This window comes from Arthrobacter sp. Y3221160, assembly GCF_059092585.1.
This window is the reverse complement of the sequence record NZ_JBNHHU010000001.1, coordinates 882,477-900,517: the sequence shown is the minus strand read 5'-3', so window position 1 is coordinate 900,517 and position 18,041 is coordinate 882,477. Positions and strand designations below refer to the sequence as shown.

Annotated in this window: 18 protein-coding genes and 1 pseudogene; 18 read left to right on the top strand and 1 reads right to left on the bottom strand. The window is 67.0% G+C overall.

Translation table 11 applies throughout. The annotated features are described in order from the left end of the window. Positions 1 to 36: 36 nt before the first annotated feature. From rho to murA, 18 genes and pseudogenes are all read left to right on the top strand, one after another. Entirely contained in the window at positions 37 to 2,145 is a 2,109-nt protein-coding gene (gene rho / locus AC5RWG_RS04125) for a transcription termination factor Rho (RefSeq protein WP_494166467.1), read from the top strand. A gap of 205 nt (positions 2,146 to 2,350) precedes the next feature. Next, entirely contained in the window at positions 2,351 to 3,430 is a 1,080-nt protein-coding gene (prfA, locus tag AC5RWG_RS04120) for a peptide chain release factor 1 (protein ID WP_494000132.1), read from the top strand. Positions 3,431 to 3,436: 6 nt separating this feature from the next. Further along, positions 3,437 to 4,282 carry a peptide chain release factor N(5)-glutamine methyltransferase gene (gene prmC, locus AC5RWG_RS04115; RefSeq protein ID WP_494166466.1) on the top strand — a complete coding sequence of 282 codons (846 nt, stop codon included), beginning with the start codon at positions 3,437 to 3,439 and terminating at the stop codon, positions 4,280 to 4,282. A gap of 18 nt (positions 4,283 to 4,300) precedes the next feature. Then, positions 4,301 to 4,960, top strand: a pseudogene (locus AC5RWG_RS04110) (L-threonylcarbamoyladenylate synthase); the annotation flags it as partial. Between the two features lie 11 nt (positions 4,961 to 4,971). Beyond that, positions 4,972 to 6,888 (top strand): polysaccharide biosynthesis protein, encoded by a 1,917-nt coding sequence (locus AC5RWG_RS04105; protein ID WP_494166465.1) that lies wholly within the window; start codon positions 4,972 to 4,974, stop codon positions 6,886 to 6,888. Beyond that, positions 6,885 to 7,898, top strand: a complete 1,014-nt coding sequence (locus AC5RWG_RS04100; RefSeq protein WP_494166464.1) for an MraY family glycosyltransferase — start codon at positions 6,885 to 6,887, stop codon at positions 7,896 to 7,898. Before AC5RWG_RS04105 ends, AC5RWG_RS04100 begins: the two co-directional genes overlap by 4 nt. A gap of 94 nt (positions 7,899 to 7,992) precedes the next feature. Beyond that, entirely contained in the window at positions 7,993 to 8,508 is a 516-nt protein-coding gene (locus AC5RWG_RS04095; RefSeq protein ID WP_494166463.1) for a Cg1360 family ATP-synthase-associated protein, read from the top strand. Next, entirely contained in the window at positions 8,498 to 8,770 is a 273-nt protein-coding gene (locus AC5RWG_RS04090; RefSeq protein WP_494012427.1) for a hypothetical protein, read from the top strand. Before AC5RWG_RS04095 ends, AC5RWG_RS04090 begins: the two co-directional genes overlap by 11 nt. An 86-nt stretch (positions 8,771 to 8,856) precedes the next feature. Beyond that, entirely contained in the window at positions 8,857 to 9,663 is an 807-nt protein-coding gene (gene atpB / locus AC5RWG_RS04085) for a F0F1 ATP synthase subunit A (protein WP_494012426.1), read from the top strand. A gap of 65 nt (positions 9,664 to 9,728) precedes the next feature. Continuing rightward, positions 9,729 to 9,932, top strand: coding sequence for an ATP synthase F0 subunit C (gene atpE / locus AC5RWG_RS04080; protein WP_074701684.1), 204 nt, complete (start codon positions 9,729 to 9,731; stop codon positions 9,930 to 9,932). A 47-nt stretch (positions 9,933 to 9,979) separates the two neighbouring features. Beyond that, a complete protein-coding gene (locus tag AC5RWG_RS04075; protein WP_494166462.1) occupies positions 9,980 to 10,528 on the top strand; it encodes a F0F1 ATP synthase subunit B in 549 nt (182 codons plus the stop codon). Continuing rightward, positions 10,528 to 11,337 (top strand): F0F1 ATP synthase subunit delta, encoded by an 810-nt coding sequence (locus AC5RWG_RS04070; protein ID WP_494166461.1) that lies wholly within the window; start codon positions 10,528 to 10,530, stop codon positions 11,335 to 11,337. The genes AC5RWG_RS04075 and AC5RWG_RS04070 overlap by 1 nt, the downstream gene beginning before the upstream one ends. 103 nt (positions 11,338 to 11,440) lie before the next feature. Further along, positions 11,441 to 13,078: a F0F1 ATP synthase subunit alpha gene (gene atpA / locus AC5RWG_RS04065; RefSeq protein ID WP_494000121.1), complete on the top strand. Its 1,638-nt coding sequence runs from the start codon at positions 11,441 to 11,443 to the stop codon at positions 13,076 to 13,078. A gap of 71 nt (positions 13,079 to 13,149) precedes the next feature. Beyond that, positions 13,150 to 14,043, top strand: a complete 894-nt coding sequence (locus tag AC5RWG_RS04060) for a F0F1 ATP synthase subunit gamma (RefSeq protein ID WP_494000120.1) — start codon at positions 13,150 to 13,152, stop codon at positions 14,041 to 14,043. Between the two features lie 59 nt (positions 14,044 to 14,102). Further along, positions 14,103 to 15,566 carry a F0F1 ATP synthase subunit beta gene (atpD, locus tag AC5RWG_RS04055; protein WP_494000119.1) on the top strand — a complete coding sequence of 488 codons (1,464 nt, stop codon included), beginning with the start codon at positions 14,103 to 14,105 and terminating at the stop codon, positions 15,564 to 15,566. Between the two features lie 5 nt (positions 15,567 to 15,571). Further along, positions 15,572 to 15,868, top strand: a complete 297-nt coding sequence (locus AC5RWG_RS04050; RefSeq protein ID WP_494022829.1) for a F0F1 ATP synthase subunit epsilon — start codon at positions 15,572 to 15,574, stop codon at positions 15,866 to 15,868. Positions 15,869 to 15,874: 6 nt separating this feature from the next. Continuing rightward, positions 15,875 to 16,306 (top strand): DUF2550 domain-containing protein, encoded by a 432-nt coding sequence (locus AC5RWG_RS04045; RefSeq protein WP_493989254.1) that lies wholly within the window; start codon positions 15,875 to 15,877, stop codon positions 16,304 to 16,306. Positions 16,307 to 16,410: 104 nt separating this feature from the next. After that, entirely contained in the window at positions 16,411 to 17,691 is a 1,281-nt protein-coding gene (gene murA / locus AC5RWG_RS04040) for a UDP-N-acetylglucosamine 1-carboxyvinyltransferase (RefSeq protein ID WP_494022830.1), read from the top strand. A 104-nt stretch (positions 17,692 to 17,795) separates the two neighbouring features. Here murA and AC5RWG_RS04035 read toward each other — a convergent pair whose 3' ends face one another. Beyond that, a complete protein-coding gene (locus AC5RWG_RS04035) occupies positions 17,796 to 17,999 on the bottom strand; it encodes a cold-shock protein (RefSeq protein WP_136787594.1) in 204 nt (67 codons plus the stop codon). Positions 18,000 to 18,041: the final 42 nt, after the last annotated feature.

Here is an 18,041-nt window from a genome sequence, read left to right as displayed (position 1 = left end):
ATATGCACACCGCCCGACGAGGGGGAAGGATCCTTCGTGACCGAAACCACTGACCTGACCGCAGGTGTGGAAACAATAGACTCTCCTGCACCGAAGAGTGCAGGCCTTGCCGGCCTGAAGCTGGCCCAACTGCAGGTGCTGGCCGGGCAGCTCGGCATCACCGGCGGCTCGCGGATGCGCAAGGGCGACCTGGTCGCCGCGATCTCCGACCACCAGCGTGGCTCCTCCGTGGCAGACCGCACGGCCAAGAAGGCCGAGCAGCCGGTGCGCACCGAAACTCCGGCGGCCAAGGAAGAGACCACCGGCGCGGCAAGCGGCGGCGCGACCGGCGGCACCGCCGGCGGCGACCTGACCAAGGCGGCGGAGCGGGTCAGCCGCACCCGCAACCGCAACCGCCGCGCCAGCAGCGACGGCACCGTGGCTGCCGCCGACGGGGAAGCAGCCGCCGCCACCACCGAGGCCCCGGCCGACACCGCGCCGGCCCAGGCCCCCGCGGCGGACAACGCACCGGGCGACGGCGACGGACGCCAGGAGCGCCGCAGCCGCGGACGCAACCGCCGCTCCGAATCCGGGCAGCAGGACGCGGCCGAGACCAAGGCCGACGCACCGCAGGAAGCTGCGGACGGCAAGCCGGCCGAGGCTCAGCAGGAAGAGAAGAGGGACGGCGAGGACGCCGCCGGCCAGCAGCAGCAGTCCGGCCGCGGAGACGGCCAGTCCGACCGCCGCAGCCGCAACCGCAACCGCAGCGACGCCGACCGCGACACCCGGGACAACCGGGACAACCGCGATTCCCGCGACACCCGGGAGCGCGACACCCGCGATACCCGCCAGGATGACGGCGACGAAGGCGGCCGCGGCCGCAACCGCAACCGCCGCAACCGCCGCGACAACGACAGCAACAACACCCGCTACCGCGACCGCAACGAGCGTCGCCGCGGCCGCGACCGCGGACCCGAGGTCGACGACACCGAGATTTCCGACGACGACGTGCTGCTGCCCGTTGCCGGCATCCTGGACGTGCTGGAGAACTACGCCTTCGTGCGCACCTCCGGCTACCTGCCGGGACCGAACGACGTCTACGTCTCGCTGGCCCAGGTCAAGAAGCACAACCTGCGCAAGGGCGACGCCGTCGTCGGCGCCATCCGCGCCCCGCGTGACGGCGATTCCGGCGGTCAGGGCAACCGGCAGAAGTTCAACGCACTGGTCAAGCTCACCTCCGTCAACGGCAAGCCGGTGGAGGAGAACAAGGACCGCGTGGACTTCACCAAGCTGGTCCCGCTGTACCCGTCCGAGCGGCTGCGCCTGGAGACCGAGCCGAAGAAGATCGGCCCCCGCGTCATCGACCTGGTGGCTCCGATCGGCAAGGGCCAGCGCGGCCTGATCGTCTCCCCGCCCAAGGCCGGCAAGACGTTGATCCTGCAGTCCATCGCCAACGCGATCACCACCAACAATCCCGAGGTCCACCTCATGATGGTGCTGGTCGATGAGCGGCCCGAAGAGGTCACGGACATGCAGCGCACGGTCAAGGGTGAGGTCATCGCCTCGACCTTCGACCGTCCCGCCGACGACCACACCACCGTGGCCGAACTGGCCATCGAGCGCGCCAAGCGGCTGGTGGAGATGGGCATGGACGTGGTCGTCCTGCTGGACTCGATGACCCGCCTGGGCCGCGCCTACAACCTGGCCGCCCCGGCCTCGGGCCGCATCCTCTCCGGCGGCGTGGACTCCTCGGCGCTGTACCCGCCGAAGCGTTTCTTCGGCGCAGCCCGGAACATCGAAAACGGCGGCTCCCTGACCATCCTCGCCACCGCACTGGTGGAGACCGGGTCCAAGATGGACGAGGTCATCTTCGAGGAGTTCAAGGGCACCGGCAACATGGAACTGCGACTGTCCCGCTCGCTGGCGGACAAGCGCATCTTCCCGGCCGTCGACGTCAACGCCTCGGGCACCCGCCGCGAGGAGAACCTGCTCTCGCCCGAAGAGGTCAAGATCATGTGGCGCCTGCGCCGCGTCCTCTCCGGTCTGGACACCCAGCAGGCGCTGGAACTGCTCACCGGCAAGATCCGGGAGACGCAGTCCAACGTCGAGTTCCTGATGCAGGTCCAGAAGACGACGCTCGGCTCGAAGGCCGAAAACGACAAGTAGCTGCTTTACAGCCGCTGATTTTTTGCCGGCCCCGCCCCTACGCCGGGCGGCCCAGGATCTGCGATCCTGAGCCGCCCGGCTCCGGTAGGCCCGATGCCACTCCCTGGCCGGCAAAAAACTCAGCGGCTGTTGCTGTTAAGTCACCTTTACCTGCCGTTCCTTTCGTTGCTATTTAGACTTGTTGTGAGTCGAAAGAGGTTTGAAGATGTTTGAGTCCGTTCAGGGGCTTCTTGACGAGCACGCCGAGCTCCAGAAGGAATTGAGCGACCCTGCCGTCTATTCCGACCAGGCCCGGGCCCGGAAGCTGGGGCGGCGGTCGGCGGAGCTGAACGGCATCGTCGAGGCGTACAAGCGCTGGTCGCACCTGGCGGACGATCTCGAAGCGACACGCGAGCTCGCCGACGAGGATCCCGAACTGGCGGCCGAGGTGCCCGGACTCGAAGCCGAACTCGAAATCGCCCAGGAACGGCTCCGCCGCCTGCTGATCCCGCGCGATCCGGACGACGCGCGCAACGTGATCATCGAGGTCAAGGGCGGCGAAGGCGGCGACGAGGCGGCCCTGTTCGCCGGCGACCTGCTCCGGATGTACATGCGCTACGCCGAATCCCGCGGCTGGAAGACCGAGATCATCTCCGCGACGGAGTCCGACCTGGGCGGCTACAAGGACGTCCAGATGGCCATCAAGGGCAACTCCAACGACCCGTCCGAAGGCGTCTGGGCCAGGCTCAAGTTCGAGGGCGGCGTGCACCGCGTCCAGCGCGTCCCGGTGACCGAATCGCAGGGCCGCATCCACACCTCCGCCGCAGGCGTACTGGTGCTTCCGGAAGTGGACGAGCCGGAAGAAGTGGATATCCATCAGAACGACCTGAAGATCGATGTTTACCGTTCCTCGGGTCCGGGCGGCCAGTCGGTGAACACCACCGACTCGGCGGTGCGCATTACCCACCTGCCCACCGGCATCGTGGTCGCGATGCAGAACGAAAAGTCCCAGCTGCAGAACCGCGAGGCCGGCATGCGCGTGCTCCGGGCGCGGCTGCTGGCCCACCAGCAGGAGCAGATCGACGCCGCGAACTCCGAGACGCGCAAGTCGCAGATCCGCACCATGGACCGGTCCGAGCGCATCCGTACGTACAACTTCCCGGAAAACCGGATTGCCGACCACCGCACCGGCTACAAGGCCTACAACCTGGACGCGGTGATGAACGGTGAACTGGAACCGGTGATCCAGTCCGCCATCCAGGCGGACGAGGAACACCGGCTGGCCGCCCTGGGCGAGGAAAACTAGCCGGCAGTGCCCGCCACGAACCTGGCCCACGCCCTGTCCGCCGCCGCCGCGCGGCTGGCCGAGGCCGGCGTCCCCTCGCCGCGGGTGGACGCCGAACTGCTCGCCGCCCACCTGCTGAACGTCTCCCCGGGGCGAGTCCGCGCGCTGGCCCTGCTGGGAGCGGAAGCTCCGCCCGGGCTCGAGGACCTGGTGGCCGAGCGGGCCACCCGCATCCCGCTGCAGCACATCACCGGCCGCGCCTATTTCCGGCATCTCGAACTGCAAGTGGGACCGGGCGTGTTCGTCCCGCGGCCGGAAACCGAAACCGTTGCCCAGCACGCGATCGACCGCGCCCGCGCCCTGCCCGCGGCCAAAGTGGTGGACCTGGGCACCGGCTCCGGCGCGATCGCCGCCGCCGTGGCCAGCGAAGTTCCCACGGCCACCGTCTACGCGGTGGAACTGAGCGCCCTCGCCCACGCCTGGGCCGAACGGAACCTGGCGCCGCTGGGCGTCACCCTCCTGCGGGGGGACCTGCGCACCGCGCTGTCCGCGCACGACGGAACGTTCGACGTCGTCGTTTCCAATCCGCCGTACATCCCCGCCGAAGCGGTCCCGCGCGAGCCCGAAGTGGCCGAGCACGACCCGCAGATGGCGCTCTACGGCGGGGGAGCGGACGGCATGGAACTGCCGGCGGCGACGGCGGCGACGGCCGCGCAGCTGCTGAAGCCGGGCGGCCATTTCATCATGGAGCACGCCGAAGTCCAGGCCGCTGCCGTGCACTCCCTCCTGCGCTCGGCCGGATGCTGGGACCAGGTAGCCACCCGTTACGATCTGACCGGGCGCGAGCGGGCCACGTCGGCCCGACGGTTATGAGAATGGAACAATGAGTCTGTGAGCACTACGTATAACTGCGACGACGCCGCCGCCCGCAGCGAGGGACTGGCGGCAGCCCAAGCCGCCATCGCCGACCGGCAGTGCGTTGTCCTGCCGACCGATACCGTCTACGGGATCGCCGCCGACGCGTTCTCGCCGCAGGCCGTGGCCACCCTGCTGGCCGCCAAGGGACGCGGGCGCAAAATGCCCCCGCCGGTGCTGGTGCCGCGGCCGCAGACCATGGACGGGCTGGCCACCGACGTGGGCGACGAAGCCCGGGCCCTCGCCGACACCTTCTGGCCCGGCGGTCTGACCCTGATTTTCCGCGCGCAGCCGTCGCTGACCTGGGACCTGGGCGAGACCAAGGGCACCGTCGCCCTGCGCATGCCCGACGACGAACTGGCGCTGGAACTGCTGGCGGCCACCGGGCCGCTGGCCGTGTCCTCCGCGAACCGCACCGGGCAGCCGTCGGCGCAGACGGCCGCGCAGGCCAAGGAACAGTTGGCCGAGTCGGTGGAGGTCTACCTGGAAGACGGCTTCCGGCCCGTGGACGGCACGACGGCGGTTCCCTCCACCATCGTCGACTGCACCTCCGCCACACTGCGGGTGGTCCGCGAGGGCACGATCAGCCTGGAGGCCCTGCGCACCGTCGTGCCGGGCATCCTGGGCCTGGGGGAGACCGTAGAGGCATGAGCCACGATTCCGCTCTTCCCCGCGGCAAGACCGCCAGCAGCGACCGGGCCCTGTGGCTCTGGTCGCAGATCCTGCTGGACTCCCTGGCCTGGGTCCTGGCCATCGTGCTGGCCGTCTTCCTGCGCTACGAGATGACGCTGAGCCTGACCAAGATTCCCGGCATTATCCTGCTCTGCGCGGTGGCCATCGCGGCCCAGATGGCCGTCGGGTCTGCGTTCGCCCTCTATAAGGGCCGCTACAGTTTCGGCAGCTTCCACGAGGCCAAACTGCTGGTCATGGTGACCATCTCGGTGTCGTTGATCCTCAGCGTCGGACTGCTGTTGTTCGGCATCTCGCTGGGCATCGCGCGCGGCACCGGCCTGATCGCCTTCCCGTTCGCCTGCCTGTTCATGGCCGCCGTCCGCTACCTGAAGCGGATGTATGTGGAAAGCAAGGCCAAACCCGGGGACGAGGCCGAGCGGACGCTGATCTACGGCGCCGGGTTCGTCGGCAACAACATTGTGACGCGGATGAGCAACGACCCGGCCTCGCCCTGGCTGCCGGTGGGGCTGATCGACGACGATCCGGCCAAAAAGCACCTGCGCATCGCCTCCGTCCCGGTGCTGGGCCGGATGGAGGACCTGCCGGAGATCGCGCACCGCACCGGGGCGACCGTGCTGCTGGTGGCGATCGCGGACATCGACTCCGCACGGATGCGGCAGATCTCCGACAGCATCGCGGGCCGGAACATGCGGGTGCTGGTGGTACCGCCGCTGAAGGAAATGCTCACCGGCCGCCAGGACTTCTCCTTCCGCGAGGTGGACATCGAGGACCTCATCGGGCGGCAGCCCGTGGATATCCACGTCGAAGAGATTGCCCACTACGTCACCGGCAAGCGCGTGCTCGTCACCGGCGCCGGCGGGTCCATCGGTTCCGAGCTGTGCCGCCAGATCCACGCGTTCCAGCCGGCCGAGCTGATCATGCTGGACCGCGACGAGACCGGGCTGCAGGGCACGCAGATCTCGATCACCGGCAAGGGCCTGCTCACGGGCAGGGACACCGTGCTGGCCGACATCCGCGACCCCGCCGCCCTCGAGGCCATCTTCCTCGACCGGAAGCCGGAAGTGGTGTTCCACGCCGCGGCGCTCAAGCACGTGTCGCTGCTGGAGCAGTACCCGGAGGAGGCCTGGAAGACCAACGTGCTCGGTTCGCTGAACGTGCTGCGCGCGGCCCGCGCCGCGCACGTGGCGACCTTCGTCAACATCTCCACCGACAAGGCCGCCAACCCCACCACCGTGCTGGGCCATTCCAAGCGCGTGGCGGAAAAGCTGACGGCCTGGGTGGCGCAGCAGACCGGGCAGAAGTACGTCTCCGTCCGGTTCGGCAACGTGCTGGGCAGCCGCGGCTCGGTGCTGCCGCTGTTCAGCGAGCAGATCCGCAAGGGCGGTCCGGTCACGGTCACCGACGCCGCGGCCACCCGGTTCTTCATGACGATTCCGGAAGCCTGCCAGCTGGTGATCCAGGCCGGCGCGATCGGCAGCGGCGGGGAAGTGCTGATCCTCGACATGGGCGAACCGGTGAAGATCCTGGACGTCGCCGAGCGGATGATCGCGATGTCGGGCAAGGACGTGGAAATTGTCTTCACCGGCCTGCGCCCCGGCGAAAAGCTGCACGAGGACCTGATCGGAGAGGGCGAAAGCGATTCCCGTCCGCTGCACCCCAAAATCTCGCACGCCTCCATCGAGGGCCTGGACCCGAACCTGATGAGCCTGGCCGAGTGGAAGAGCCGGCAGGACCTGATCTCGGCCTCAACCGGGGCGATAAACGTGGTCCCGCCCGCATCGGCGGCCGACGACGTCATCCCGCCGGCAGCGGCGGCCGACGACGAACTGGAGGCCGAGCTCAAGGACGACGGGCGGGAGCGGGCGTCGTGACGGCAGCCGTGGTGGCCGTTGCCGCGGCCCTCCTGCTCAGCCTGGTGCTGCCCTTCGCGCTGATCCCCATGCTCAAGCGGCTGGGCGTGCTCGACGTGCCGAACGAGCGGTCCTCGCACACCCGCGTCGTCGTCCGCGGCGTGGGCATCACCGTGGCGGCCGGGCTGCTGGCGGGGCTGCTGATCGCCGCGCTCGGAGGCGCCGTCGAGGCGCCGCAACTGCTGCTCGCGGTCGCCGGGGTGGCCGCCGCCGCCGCGCTGTTGGGCTGGATCGAAGACTTCCGGGGACTGTCCATCCGCGGCCGGGCCGCGCTGCAGTTGGGCATCGGACTCGGCGGCACCGCACTGGCCATCGGACTCACCGGCCAGACGTGGTGGTGGCTGCCGCTGGGCGCCCTCGCCCTGGCGGCCTACATCAACATCGCCAACTTCATGGACGGCATCAACGGGATTTCCGGGTTGCACGGCACGGCCGTCGGACTGATGTTCGCCGCTACCGGCGCCATCACCGGCCACGGCTGGCTGGTGGTCGGCGGGACCGTGGTGGCGGCCGCCTTTGTGGCGTTCCTGCCCTGGAACCTGGGCCGCGGGAACGTCTTCCTGGGCGACGTCGGCAGCTACCTGCTGGGGGCGGGCCTGGCCATGCTGGGCATCACCGCCTTTCTGGACGGCGTGCAGGCGGAGTACCTGCTGGGTCCGGTGGCCATCTACCTGGCCGACACGCTCGCCACGCTGCTGCGCCGGATCAGCGCGGGGGAGCGGTGGTACACGCCGCACCGGCAGCACGCTTACCAGCGGCTGACGGACGTGGGCTTCAGCCACGTGCAGTCGGCGCTGCTGGTCACCGGCTGTTCGCTGCTGACCGGTTTCTGCGGCTACCTGGCGGCCGAATCGGGCCTCGCGGGCAAGGCGGCAGCCATCGCCGCGTGCGCCGCCGTCGTTGTTTTTTACCTGCGGGCGCCGGTGCTCTTCAGCCGCCGCTCATCCAACGCCGCCAACCGGGCGGCGTAACGGCGGGGCCCGACTCGTCGGCAAGTTCTATCTCATGTAGAATAAACCCGGCCGTTCCGGCCCGCCCCGCACCGCGATCGAAAACGGACTACCAATGCGCGCTTCACGCCACGACGGCCACTCCGCCGCTGGCGCAACTGTCGCTGCATCCGGTCCCACCCGGTCGCCGTGGCTGAAGATCCTGCGGTCCGCCCTGGTCGCCGGCGGTGCAACCGCCGGGCTGGTCATCGTGATGTCAACGGTGGCGGCGGGTGCGGCCGGTGCCCTGAGTGCCCTGCTCGGCGCGACGCTGGTGGTGCTGTTCTTCGCGATCAGCCTGCTGGTGGGCCACTACGTGGGGCGGTCCAATCCTTCCGGCGCCATCGGTGCCTTCATCGCCACCTACATCATCAAAGTAGTGGGCTTTGGGGCGGCTCTCTTCCTCATCGGCACCCCGATGTGGCTCGAGCGGACCTGGTTCTTTGTTGCGGCGGTGGCCACCGTGGTGGTCTGGCAGGCGGCCGAAGTGTTCGCCTTCTCGCGCACCCGGCACCAGTTGTACGCCGACCCCGAACCGGAGCCGGCGGACCGTCGGCAGCATTCGGAAGGGGAAATCGGACATGGCCTCTAAAGGCACATCCGGCCCCGCGCGGAGCGGTTCCGGGGACGATTCCACCTACCAGGGCGGCAACACCGTCCTCACCTATATCCTTGGCGGGATCATCGCCTGGGGTTTGGTAGGCTGGGGTTTGGACTATCTGTTGGATACCCGCTGGCTGATTTTCGTCGGCGCCGTTCTGGGCGCTGGAGGCGGATATTATCTGGCCCGCAAACACAACCTCACGCGCGGCGCCCGGCGCCGCCATGAGGATGGCGCGGGGGACCACACCTAAATGTCAGAAAACTTTATATGGTGGCCTGCCTCGATGGCGACCCACCCTGAAACGCCCAAAGATGGACACTGCAGAGAGGAAACGCGTTGATCGCGCTTGCGCTTCCGGCGGCCGCTGATGAAGGTGGCTTCGTCCCACCGAGCCTCGAAGATATGCATCTACCGGAGGTTCTCCCGTGGATGGCCCCGTACGGTGAGGGCTTCGGCAAGCAGATGCTGCTGGTCCTGCTGTCCGTCGCACTGATTTCCTGGTTCTTCGTGGCGGCCTCCCGCCGCCGCCAGCTTGTTCCCGGCAAGCTGCAGCACCTGGGCGAAATGAGCTACAACTTCGTCCGCAACTCGGTGGGCAAGGACATCATCGGTGAGCGCGACTTCAGGCCGTTCGTCCCGCTGCTGATGGCACTGTTCTTCTTCATCCTGGTGAACAACCTCTTCGGCTCCATTCCGCTGCTGCAGCTGCCAACCCCGTCGCACGTGGGCACGGCCTACGCCCTGGCCGGCGTCGTCTACATTACGTGGATCGTCCTGGGCATCAAGAAGCACGGCATCGCCTACTTCAAGCTCGCCGTCGTTCCGTCCGGCGTGCCGAAGGCGATCCTCCCGCTGGTCGTCCTCATCGAAATCATCTCCACCTTCCTGGTCCGCCCGGTCACGCACAGCCTGCGTCTCTTCGCCACCATGCTGGCCGGCCACCTGATCATCATGCTGGCTGCCGCCGGATCCGAATTCCTGATCATGGATGCCGACTTCTGGTTGAAGCCGCTTGGCATCCTGACGCTGGCCGGCGGCGTGGGCATGTACTTCTTCGAAATCCTGATCCAGGTCCTGCAGGCGTACGTGTTCGTCCTGCTGACCGCGATCTACATCCAAGGCTCCTTGGCCGAGGAACACTAGATTTCCCCGCTGGGGAAGAACCTGAACCAACAACCTGCCCATTGGGGCATCTTGAAAGGAAAATAATGGAAGGCAATATCAACCTCGTCGGTTACGGTCTCTCCGCTATCGGCGGTGCCATCGGTGTGGGCCTCGTGTTCGCTGCTTACATCAACGGCGTTGCCCGCCAGCCGGAGGCACAGCGCGTGCTGCAGCCGATCGCATTCCTGGGTCTCGCGCTGACTGAAGCTTTGGCCATTCTTGGTCTGGTGTTCGCGTTCGTCCTCTAACAGGGCAACGCGGACCATCCACACCGAGTAGATAGGACGGGTGAGATATGAATCAGGCAATGATCCTCGCCGCCGCGGAGGGTGCAAACCCTCTGATCCCTAACGTCTGGGAAATCGTCGTCACGCTGATCGGCTTCGCGGTTCTCATGTACATCGTCGCCAAGTTCGTCGTTCCGGCGTTCGAGAAGACGTATGCGGAGCGCACCGAAGCCATCGAGGGCGGGATCGCCAAGGCGGAGGCCGCCCAGGCCGAAGCCAGCGCTGCGTTGGACGAGTACAAGCAGCAGCTGATGGACGCCCGCGCGGAAGCCAACCGCATCCGCGAGGACGCCCGCGCCGAAGGCGCCCAGATCCTGGCGGAGCTGAAGGAAAAGGCCCAGGCAGAGGCTGCACGCATCAGCGAGCAGGCCCAGGTCCAGATTGATGCAGAGCGTCAGGCAGCCGTGACATCGCTGCGCAGCGAAGTCGGCACCCTGGCCACCGAACTGGCCGGCAGGATTGTCGGCGAGTCGCTGAACGACGACGCGCGCGCTGCCCGCGTCGTGGACCGCTTCCTCGCCGACCTTGAGTCTCAGAGTGCAGGTGCTGCTAAATAATGGCCGGTGTATCGAGCGAGTCACTGAAAGCGGCACAGCAGGAACTGGAGGCTAAGCTTCCCACCGCTTCGCTGTCCCTGGCAGAGGAACTCTTTGGGATCCTGGGCCTGCTGGACAGCAATGCCGGTCTGCGCCGTGCCCTGACCGATCCGGCGCGCGACAGCAGCGAGAAGGCCGACATGTTCGGCCGCCTCCTCGAGGGGAGGGTCTCGGCGGATGCCCGGGCCATCGCCACCTCGTTGGCTGCCGCGCGTTGGGCCTCTGCGCGCGACATCGGGGACGCCTTGGAGACCTTGGCGGCCACGACGGCTGTCGCAGTCGCAGAGGGCCAGGGTGTTGACGGACTCGAAGGTCTGGAGAGGGACCTGTTCGCGTTCAACCGCATTGTCGGGTCGGACCACGGCCTGCAGCGTGCCCTGCTGGAACCCCAGGCTTCAGACGAAGCCAAATCGGCGCTGGCGCTGAAGCTGGTGCCGGCCGCGGGCCCCGTGGCACAGCTGCTGATCCGGCAGGCGGTAACCGCCCCGCGCGGCATCAAGCCCACGGCCCTGGTAGAGCGGTTCATCCAGTTGGTGGCCAAGCGCCAGCAGCGTTGGATCGCGGAGGTCAGCGTTACCCGTCCGCTGACCAGCGAACAGATGAGCCGCCTGCAGGCCGGGCTCAACCGGTTGTACGGCCGGGAGCTGCGGATCCACTTCAACGTGGATCCACGGCTGGTTGGCGGCGTGCGGGTCATGGTCGGGGATGAGGTCGTGGATGCGTCCGTGATCTCCCGCCTGGCCGAGCTCCGCCGGAGTCTCGCGGTTTAGCCTCCTCGCGGAGACTGGGCCGGAAGCCTCACACAGACTGAAAAACACACCGGTCGTCGCGCACCACGCGATGATCATAAACACAGGAGAGCAGGGACTGCAGATGGCCGAATTGACCATCAACGCCGACGACGTCCGCAATGCGCTGAACGAGTTCGCGGCGTCCTATGAACCCGGAAGCGCCGAGCGGGTCGAAGTCGGCCACGTGACCACCGCCAGCGATGGCATCGCCCGTGTCGAGGGTCTTCCCTCGGCCATGGCGAACGAACTGCTGCGTTTCGAGAACGGCGTCCTGGGCCTGGCCCAGAACCTCGACACCCGCGAAATCGGCGTGGTGATCCTCGGTGAATTCACTGGCATCGAAGAAGGCATGGAAGTTCACCGCACCGGTGAGATCCTGTCCGTACCGGTCGGCGACGCCTTCCTCGGCCGCGTCGTGGACCCGCTGGGCCTGCCCATCGACGACAAGGGCCCGATCGAATCGCACGAGCGCCGCGCACTGGAGCTGCAGGCTCCCGGCGTTACCCAGCGCAAGTCCGTGCACGAGCCGCTGCAGACCGGCATGAAGGCCATCGACGCGATGATCCCGATCGGCCGCGGACAGCGCCAGCTGATCATCGGCGACCGCCAGACCGGCAAGACCGCCATCGCCGTCGACGCCATCTTGAACCAGAAGGCCAACTGGGAGTCCGGCGACGTCAACCGGCAGGTCCGCTGCATCTACGTGGCGATCGGCCAGAAGGCGTCGACCATCGCCGCCGTCCGCCAGACCCTGGAGGACAAGGGTGCGCTGGAGTACACCACCATCGTGGCGTCCCCGGCCTCCGATCCCGCCGGCTTCAAGTACCTGGCGCCCTACGCCGGTTCGGCCATCGGCCAGCACTGGATGTACTCCGGCAAGCACGTCCTGATCATCTTTGATGATCTCTCCAAGCAGGCCGAAGCCTACCGCGCCGTGTCGCTGCTGCTGCGCCGCCCGCCGGGACGCGAAGCCTACCCGGGCGACGTGTTCTACCTGCACTCCCGCCTGCTGGAGCGTTGCGCCAAGCTCTCCGACGAGCTGGGCGCGGGTTCGATGACCGGCCTGCCGATCATCGAGACCAAGGCGAACGACGTTTCGGCCTACATCCCGACCAACGTCATCTCCATCACGGACGGCCAGATCTTCCTGCAGTCCGACCTGTTCAACGCCAACCAGCGTCCCGCCGTGGACGTCGGCGTGTCCGTCTCCCGCGTGGGCGGTGCGGCACAGGTCAAGGCCATGAAGAAGGTCTCCGGCACGCTGAAGCTGGACCTGGCCCAGTACCGGGACATGCAGGCGTTCGCCATGTTCGCCTCGGACCTCGATGCGGCGTCGCGCCAGCAGCTGACCCGCGGTGCGCGCCTCATGGAACTGCTGAAGCAGGGCCAGTACACGCCGTACCCGGTGGAAAACCAGGTCGTGTCCATCTGGGCCGGCACCAACGGCTACCTGGACGATGTTCCGGTCGAGGACGTCACCCGGTTCGAGACCGAGTTCCTCTCGCACCTGCGGCACCGCAGCTCGGTGCTGACGACGATCGCCCAGACGAATCTGCTCGAGGATTCGACCGTGGACGAGTTGAAGTCGCAGATCGTGGACTTCAAGCAGGGCTTCTTCGGGGAGGGCGACAGCCGTCTGGTCGGCGCCGGCCACGAAGAGTACGACCCCCTGGCCGAAGACGAAGTCGCCCAGGAACAGATCGTCAAGCAGAAGCGCTAATTCATCTTCGTTGGCCGGGCGGAACCACTTGAGGGTTCCGTCCGGCCGCCGAGGACGAGGAAAGGAAGAGTATGGGAGCCCAGATTCGGGTCTACCGCCAGAAGATCGCATCGACTTCGTCGCTGCGGAAGATCTTCAAGGCGATGGAGCTGATCGCCGCCTCACGCATTGGCAAGGCCCGCAGCCGCGTCGCGGCCTCGTTGCCGTACGCCAATGCGATCACCCGTGCCGTTTCTGCCGTGGCCTCGCAGTCCGAGATCGACCATCCGCTGACCACCGAGCCGGAGCAGATCCGCAGGGCCGCCGTGCTCGTGCTGACCTCCGACCGCGGTCTGGCGGGATCGTACTCCGCGTCCGTGCTGAAGCAGGCCCAGGCCCTGACCGAGCTGCTTCATGGAGAAGGCAAGGAAGTCCGCCACTACCTGGTCGGCCGCAAGGCGCAGGCCTACTTCGACTTCCGGAACATTGCGTACCAGCAGGTCTGGACGGGCGGAACGGACGCTCCAGAGTTCGCGACCGCCCGCGAGATCGGCGATGCGCTGCTCTCCGACTTCAACACGCCGTATGAGGACGGTGGCGTAGACGAGCTCCACATCGTCTACACCCGCTTCAAGTCCATGGTTACCCAGGAGCCCGCGGTCATCCGACTGCTGCCGCTGGAAGTCGTGGAAGAAGAGGCCACCGCAGAGACCGATCTGCTGCCGCTGTACGAGTACGAGCCGGAGCCCGAGCAGGTTTTGGATGCACTGCTGCCGCGCTACATCGAGTCGCGCATCTTTGCCGCGTTGCTCCAGGCTTCTGCCAGCGAGCTGGCAGCACGACAGCGCGCGATGAAGTCGGCCAGCGACAATGCCACCGACCTGATCGAGAAGTACACCCGTCTGCGCAACAACGCGCGGCAGGCAGAGATTACGCAGGAACTCACCGAGATTGTCGGTGGCGCGGACGCCCTGGCAGCGTCCTGATAAGTCCCTGCAGCAACAGCACACATAAACCACGCCATCGAAACTGAGAAGTGAGAAAGATGACTGCCCAAACCATCGAGCACGGAGCCGGTTCCGTCGCTACGGGCGCTACCGGCCGTATCGCCCGTGTCATCGGCCCGGTTGTCGACGTCGAATTCCCGGCGGACGCAATCCCCGCAATGTACAACGCCCTCACCGCTGAGGTCACCCTCAACGGCGAGACCCGCACCATTACCTTCGAGACCGCGCAGCACCTGGGCGACAACATGGTCCGCGCCATCTCGCTGCAGGCCACCGACGGCCTGGTCCGCGGCACCACGGTCCAGGACCTCGGGTCCCCGATCACCGTGCCCGTGGGCGACGGCGTCAAGGGCCACATCTTCAACGTCCTGGGCGAGCCGCTGGACGTCGAGGCGTCCCAGCTGGAGATCACCGAGCGCTGGCCGATCCACCGCAAGGCTCCGAACTTCGCCGAGCTGGAAGGCTCCACCGAGATGCTGGAGACCGGCATCAAGGTGATCGACCTGCTCACCCCGTACATCAAGGGCGGCAAGATCGGCCTGTTCGGCGGCGCCGGCGTGGGCAAGACCGTGCTGATCCAGGAAATGATCACCCGTGTGGCCCGCAACTTCGGCGGTACTTCCGTGTTCGCCGGTGTTGGCGAGCGTACCCGTGAGGGCAACGACCTCTGGGTGGAAATGGAAGAAGCCGGCGTGCTCAAGGACACCGCCCTGGTGTTCGGGCAGATGGACGAGCCGCCGGGAACGCGTCTGCGCGTGGCCCTGTCCGCCCTGACCATGGCGGAGTACTTCCGCGATGTGCAGAAGCAGGACGTGCTGTTGTTCATCGACAACATCTTCCGCTTCACGCAGGCCGGTTCCGAGGTTTCCACGCTGCTGGGCCGCATGCCCTCGGCCGTGGGCTACCAGCCGAACCTGGCCGACGAGATGGGCGTGCTGCAGGAACGCATCACCTCCACCAAGGGCCACTCGATCACCTCGATGCAGGCGATCTACGTCCCCGCGGATGACTACACCGACCCGGCTCCGGCGACGACCTTCGCCCACCTGGACGCGACCACGGAACTGTCCCGTGAAATCGCCTCGCGTGGCCTGTACCCGGCCGTGGATCCGCTGACCTCGACGTCGCGCATTCTGGATCCGCAGTACATCGGGCACGACCACTACAACACCGCGGTGCGCGTGAAGCAGATCCTGCAGAAGAACAAGGAACTGCAGGACATTATCGCCATCCTCGGCATTGACGAACTGGGCGAAGAGGACAAGATCGTCGTCGCCCGTGCCCGCCGCATCCAGCAGTTCCTGTCGCAGAACACCTACACCGCCAAGCAGTTCACCGGCGTCGAGGGTTCCACGGTCTCCATCAAGGACACCGTGGAAGGCTTCCGGGCCATCTGCGACGGCGAGCTCGACCACATCGCCGAGCAGGCCTTCTTCAACGTGGGCGGCCTGGACGACGTGGAGCGCCAGTGGGCCAAGATCCAGGAACAGACCGGGAAGTAAGGCCTGTGGCTAATATTTCTGCTGAACTGGAAGTTGAGATTGTTGCCGCGGACCACTTCGTGTGGTCGGGGCCGGCAACAATGGTCAGGGCGCGGACCAGCGACGGCGAGATCGGGATCCTGCCCGGGCACAGCCCGGTGCTGGCGGTCCTGGCCGCCGGCGTGCTGGCCATCGAGCCGGTCTCCGGTGAGCGCATCAACGTGAATGTCGACGGCGGGTTCTTCTCGGTCGACAGCAACCGGGTCGTCATCGTCGCAGACAATGCGACGGTGGGCGACGAGGCTACGGCGGGAACCCGCTAGCCGCCGGTGAACGGTCTCGACGTCACGTTCGCCATACTGGCCGCAGTCTTCCTGCTGCTGGTGTTGGCACTGGTCGCCTTCGGGGTGCGCCGCTACCAGCTGCGGCGCGCCCTTGGCACCTTCGACGCCTCCATCGCCATGCTGCCCGGCAGCTGGCAGATGGGGGTTTGTCGTTATACGGACACGCATCTGGAATGGCTGCGCCTGTTGTCGTTGAGTCCCAAACCGCGCTACCGGTTCCGGCGCAGTTCCCTGGAACTGCAGGGATGGCGGCAGCCGACCGAAACCGAGCGGGCCAAGATCCAGCCCGGTGCGATCGTCGTGATGCTCACGCACGAAAAACAGGATCTGTCGATGGCCATGACCTTCGACGTCTATGCGGGTCTCTCGTCCTGGCTGGAAGCCGGGCCGGTGATCGGCATCGGCACCTGGCGCTGAGATCCCTCTGCGGCGCGGCTCTTCCAGGAGCCGCGCCGTCCGCCTTTAACCGGCCCAGCCGTTCGTAACCGGCACAGTCCCGCCCCAACCGTAGGATGGTTTCCATGGAGAACGTGATCGTGGTACATGGCCCCAGTTCGCTGAACGGGCGGGTGGAGGTTCCCGGCGCCAAGAACAGCGTCCTGAAGCTGATGGCCGCGGTGCTGTTGGCCCAGGGCCGTTCCACGATCACGAATGTGCCGGATATCCAGGACGTCTGGATCATGTCGGAACTGCTGCGCCGGCTCGGCTGCGCGGTGGATTACGATGTGGACGCCGCCAGCGTCCACATCGACGTACCGGAGGCGCCGGCCCACCAGGCCGACTACGACCTGGTCCGCGCCATGCGGGCCTCCATTTCCGTGCTCGGCCCGCTCGTGGCACGCTGCCGGCAGGCGGAAGTGGCACTGCCCGGGGGCGACGCCATCGGCAGCCGCGGCCTGGACATGCACCGGGCCGGGCTGGAACAGATGGGCGCCAGCATCAGCATCGACCACGGCTACCTGGTGGCCAAGGCGCCGCAGGGGCTGCACGGGACCCACCACCGCCTGCCGTATCCGTCGGTCGGCGCCACCGAAAACCTGATGATGGCCGCGACCCTGGCCCGGGGAGTGACGGTGATCGACAACGCGGCGCGGGAACCGGAGATTACCGATATCGCGGACCTGCTGGTCTCGATGGGTGCCCGGATCGAAGGGATCGGCTCGCCCACGCTGGTCATCACCGGCGTGGAGAGCCTGCAGCCCGTGCGCCACAGCACCGTGCCGGACCGGATCGTCGCCGGGACCTGGGCCTTCGCCGCTGCCGTCACCGGTGGAACCGTGGACGTGGCCAGGTCCAACCCCGGCCACCTGGCCGTGGTTTTGGACAAGCTGGAACAGGCCGGCTGCCGGATCACCAGCAGGGACGACGGATTCACGGTGGAAGGACCGGAGCGCCCGCGGCCGATCAACGTCTCCACGCTGCCGTACCCCGGCTTTCCCACGGACCTGCAGCCGTTCGTCGTCGCGCTGAATGCCGTGGCGGACGGGCACGGCATGGTGACGGAAAACGTCTTCGAAGCGCGCTGGGGTTTCACCTCCGAACTGGCCCGGCTGGGAGCGGTGGTGCGGCTGGACGGGCACCACGCGCTGATCAAGGGCGTGCCGCAACTCTCCGGCGCACCGGTCGAGGCCAACGACATCCGGGCCGGCGCCGCGCTGGTGATCGCGGGGCTGGTGGCCGACGGCACCACCGAGATCCACGGCGTCGAGCACATTGACCGGGGATACGAGCGGTTCGACGAACGCCTGCGCGCACTGGGCGGAGACGTGGTCCGGCTGGGACCGCCGAAGCTTCCCGCCTGACGCCGCAACGTCCGACGCCGGAAAACACAGAACCCCTCCGAAGGCATCGGAGGGGTTCTGTGTGCGTTGCGGTGCCGTGGGCGGCCCGCCCTGCCAAGCCGAAGCTAGATGACAGTGACGCCGGTGGCCTGGGGGCCCTTGGCGCCCTGGCCGATCTCGAAGCTCACGCGCTGGTTTTCGTCGAGGGTCTTGAATCCGCCCGACTGGATTTCAGAGTAGTGAACGAAGACGTCGCCGTCGGCCTCATCCGGTGTGATGAAGCCGAAGCCCTTTTCCGCGTTAAACCACTTAACGGTCCCCTGTGCCATTTAAATCTCCTCATCGTGAAACAAAAACAAGCCGGCACACCT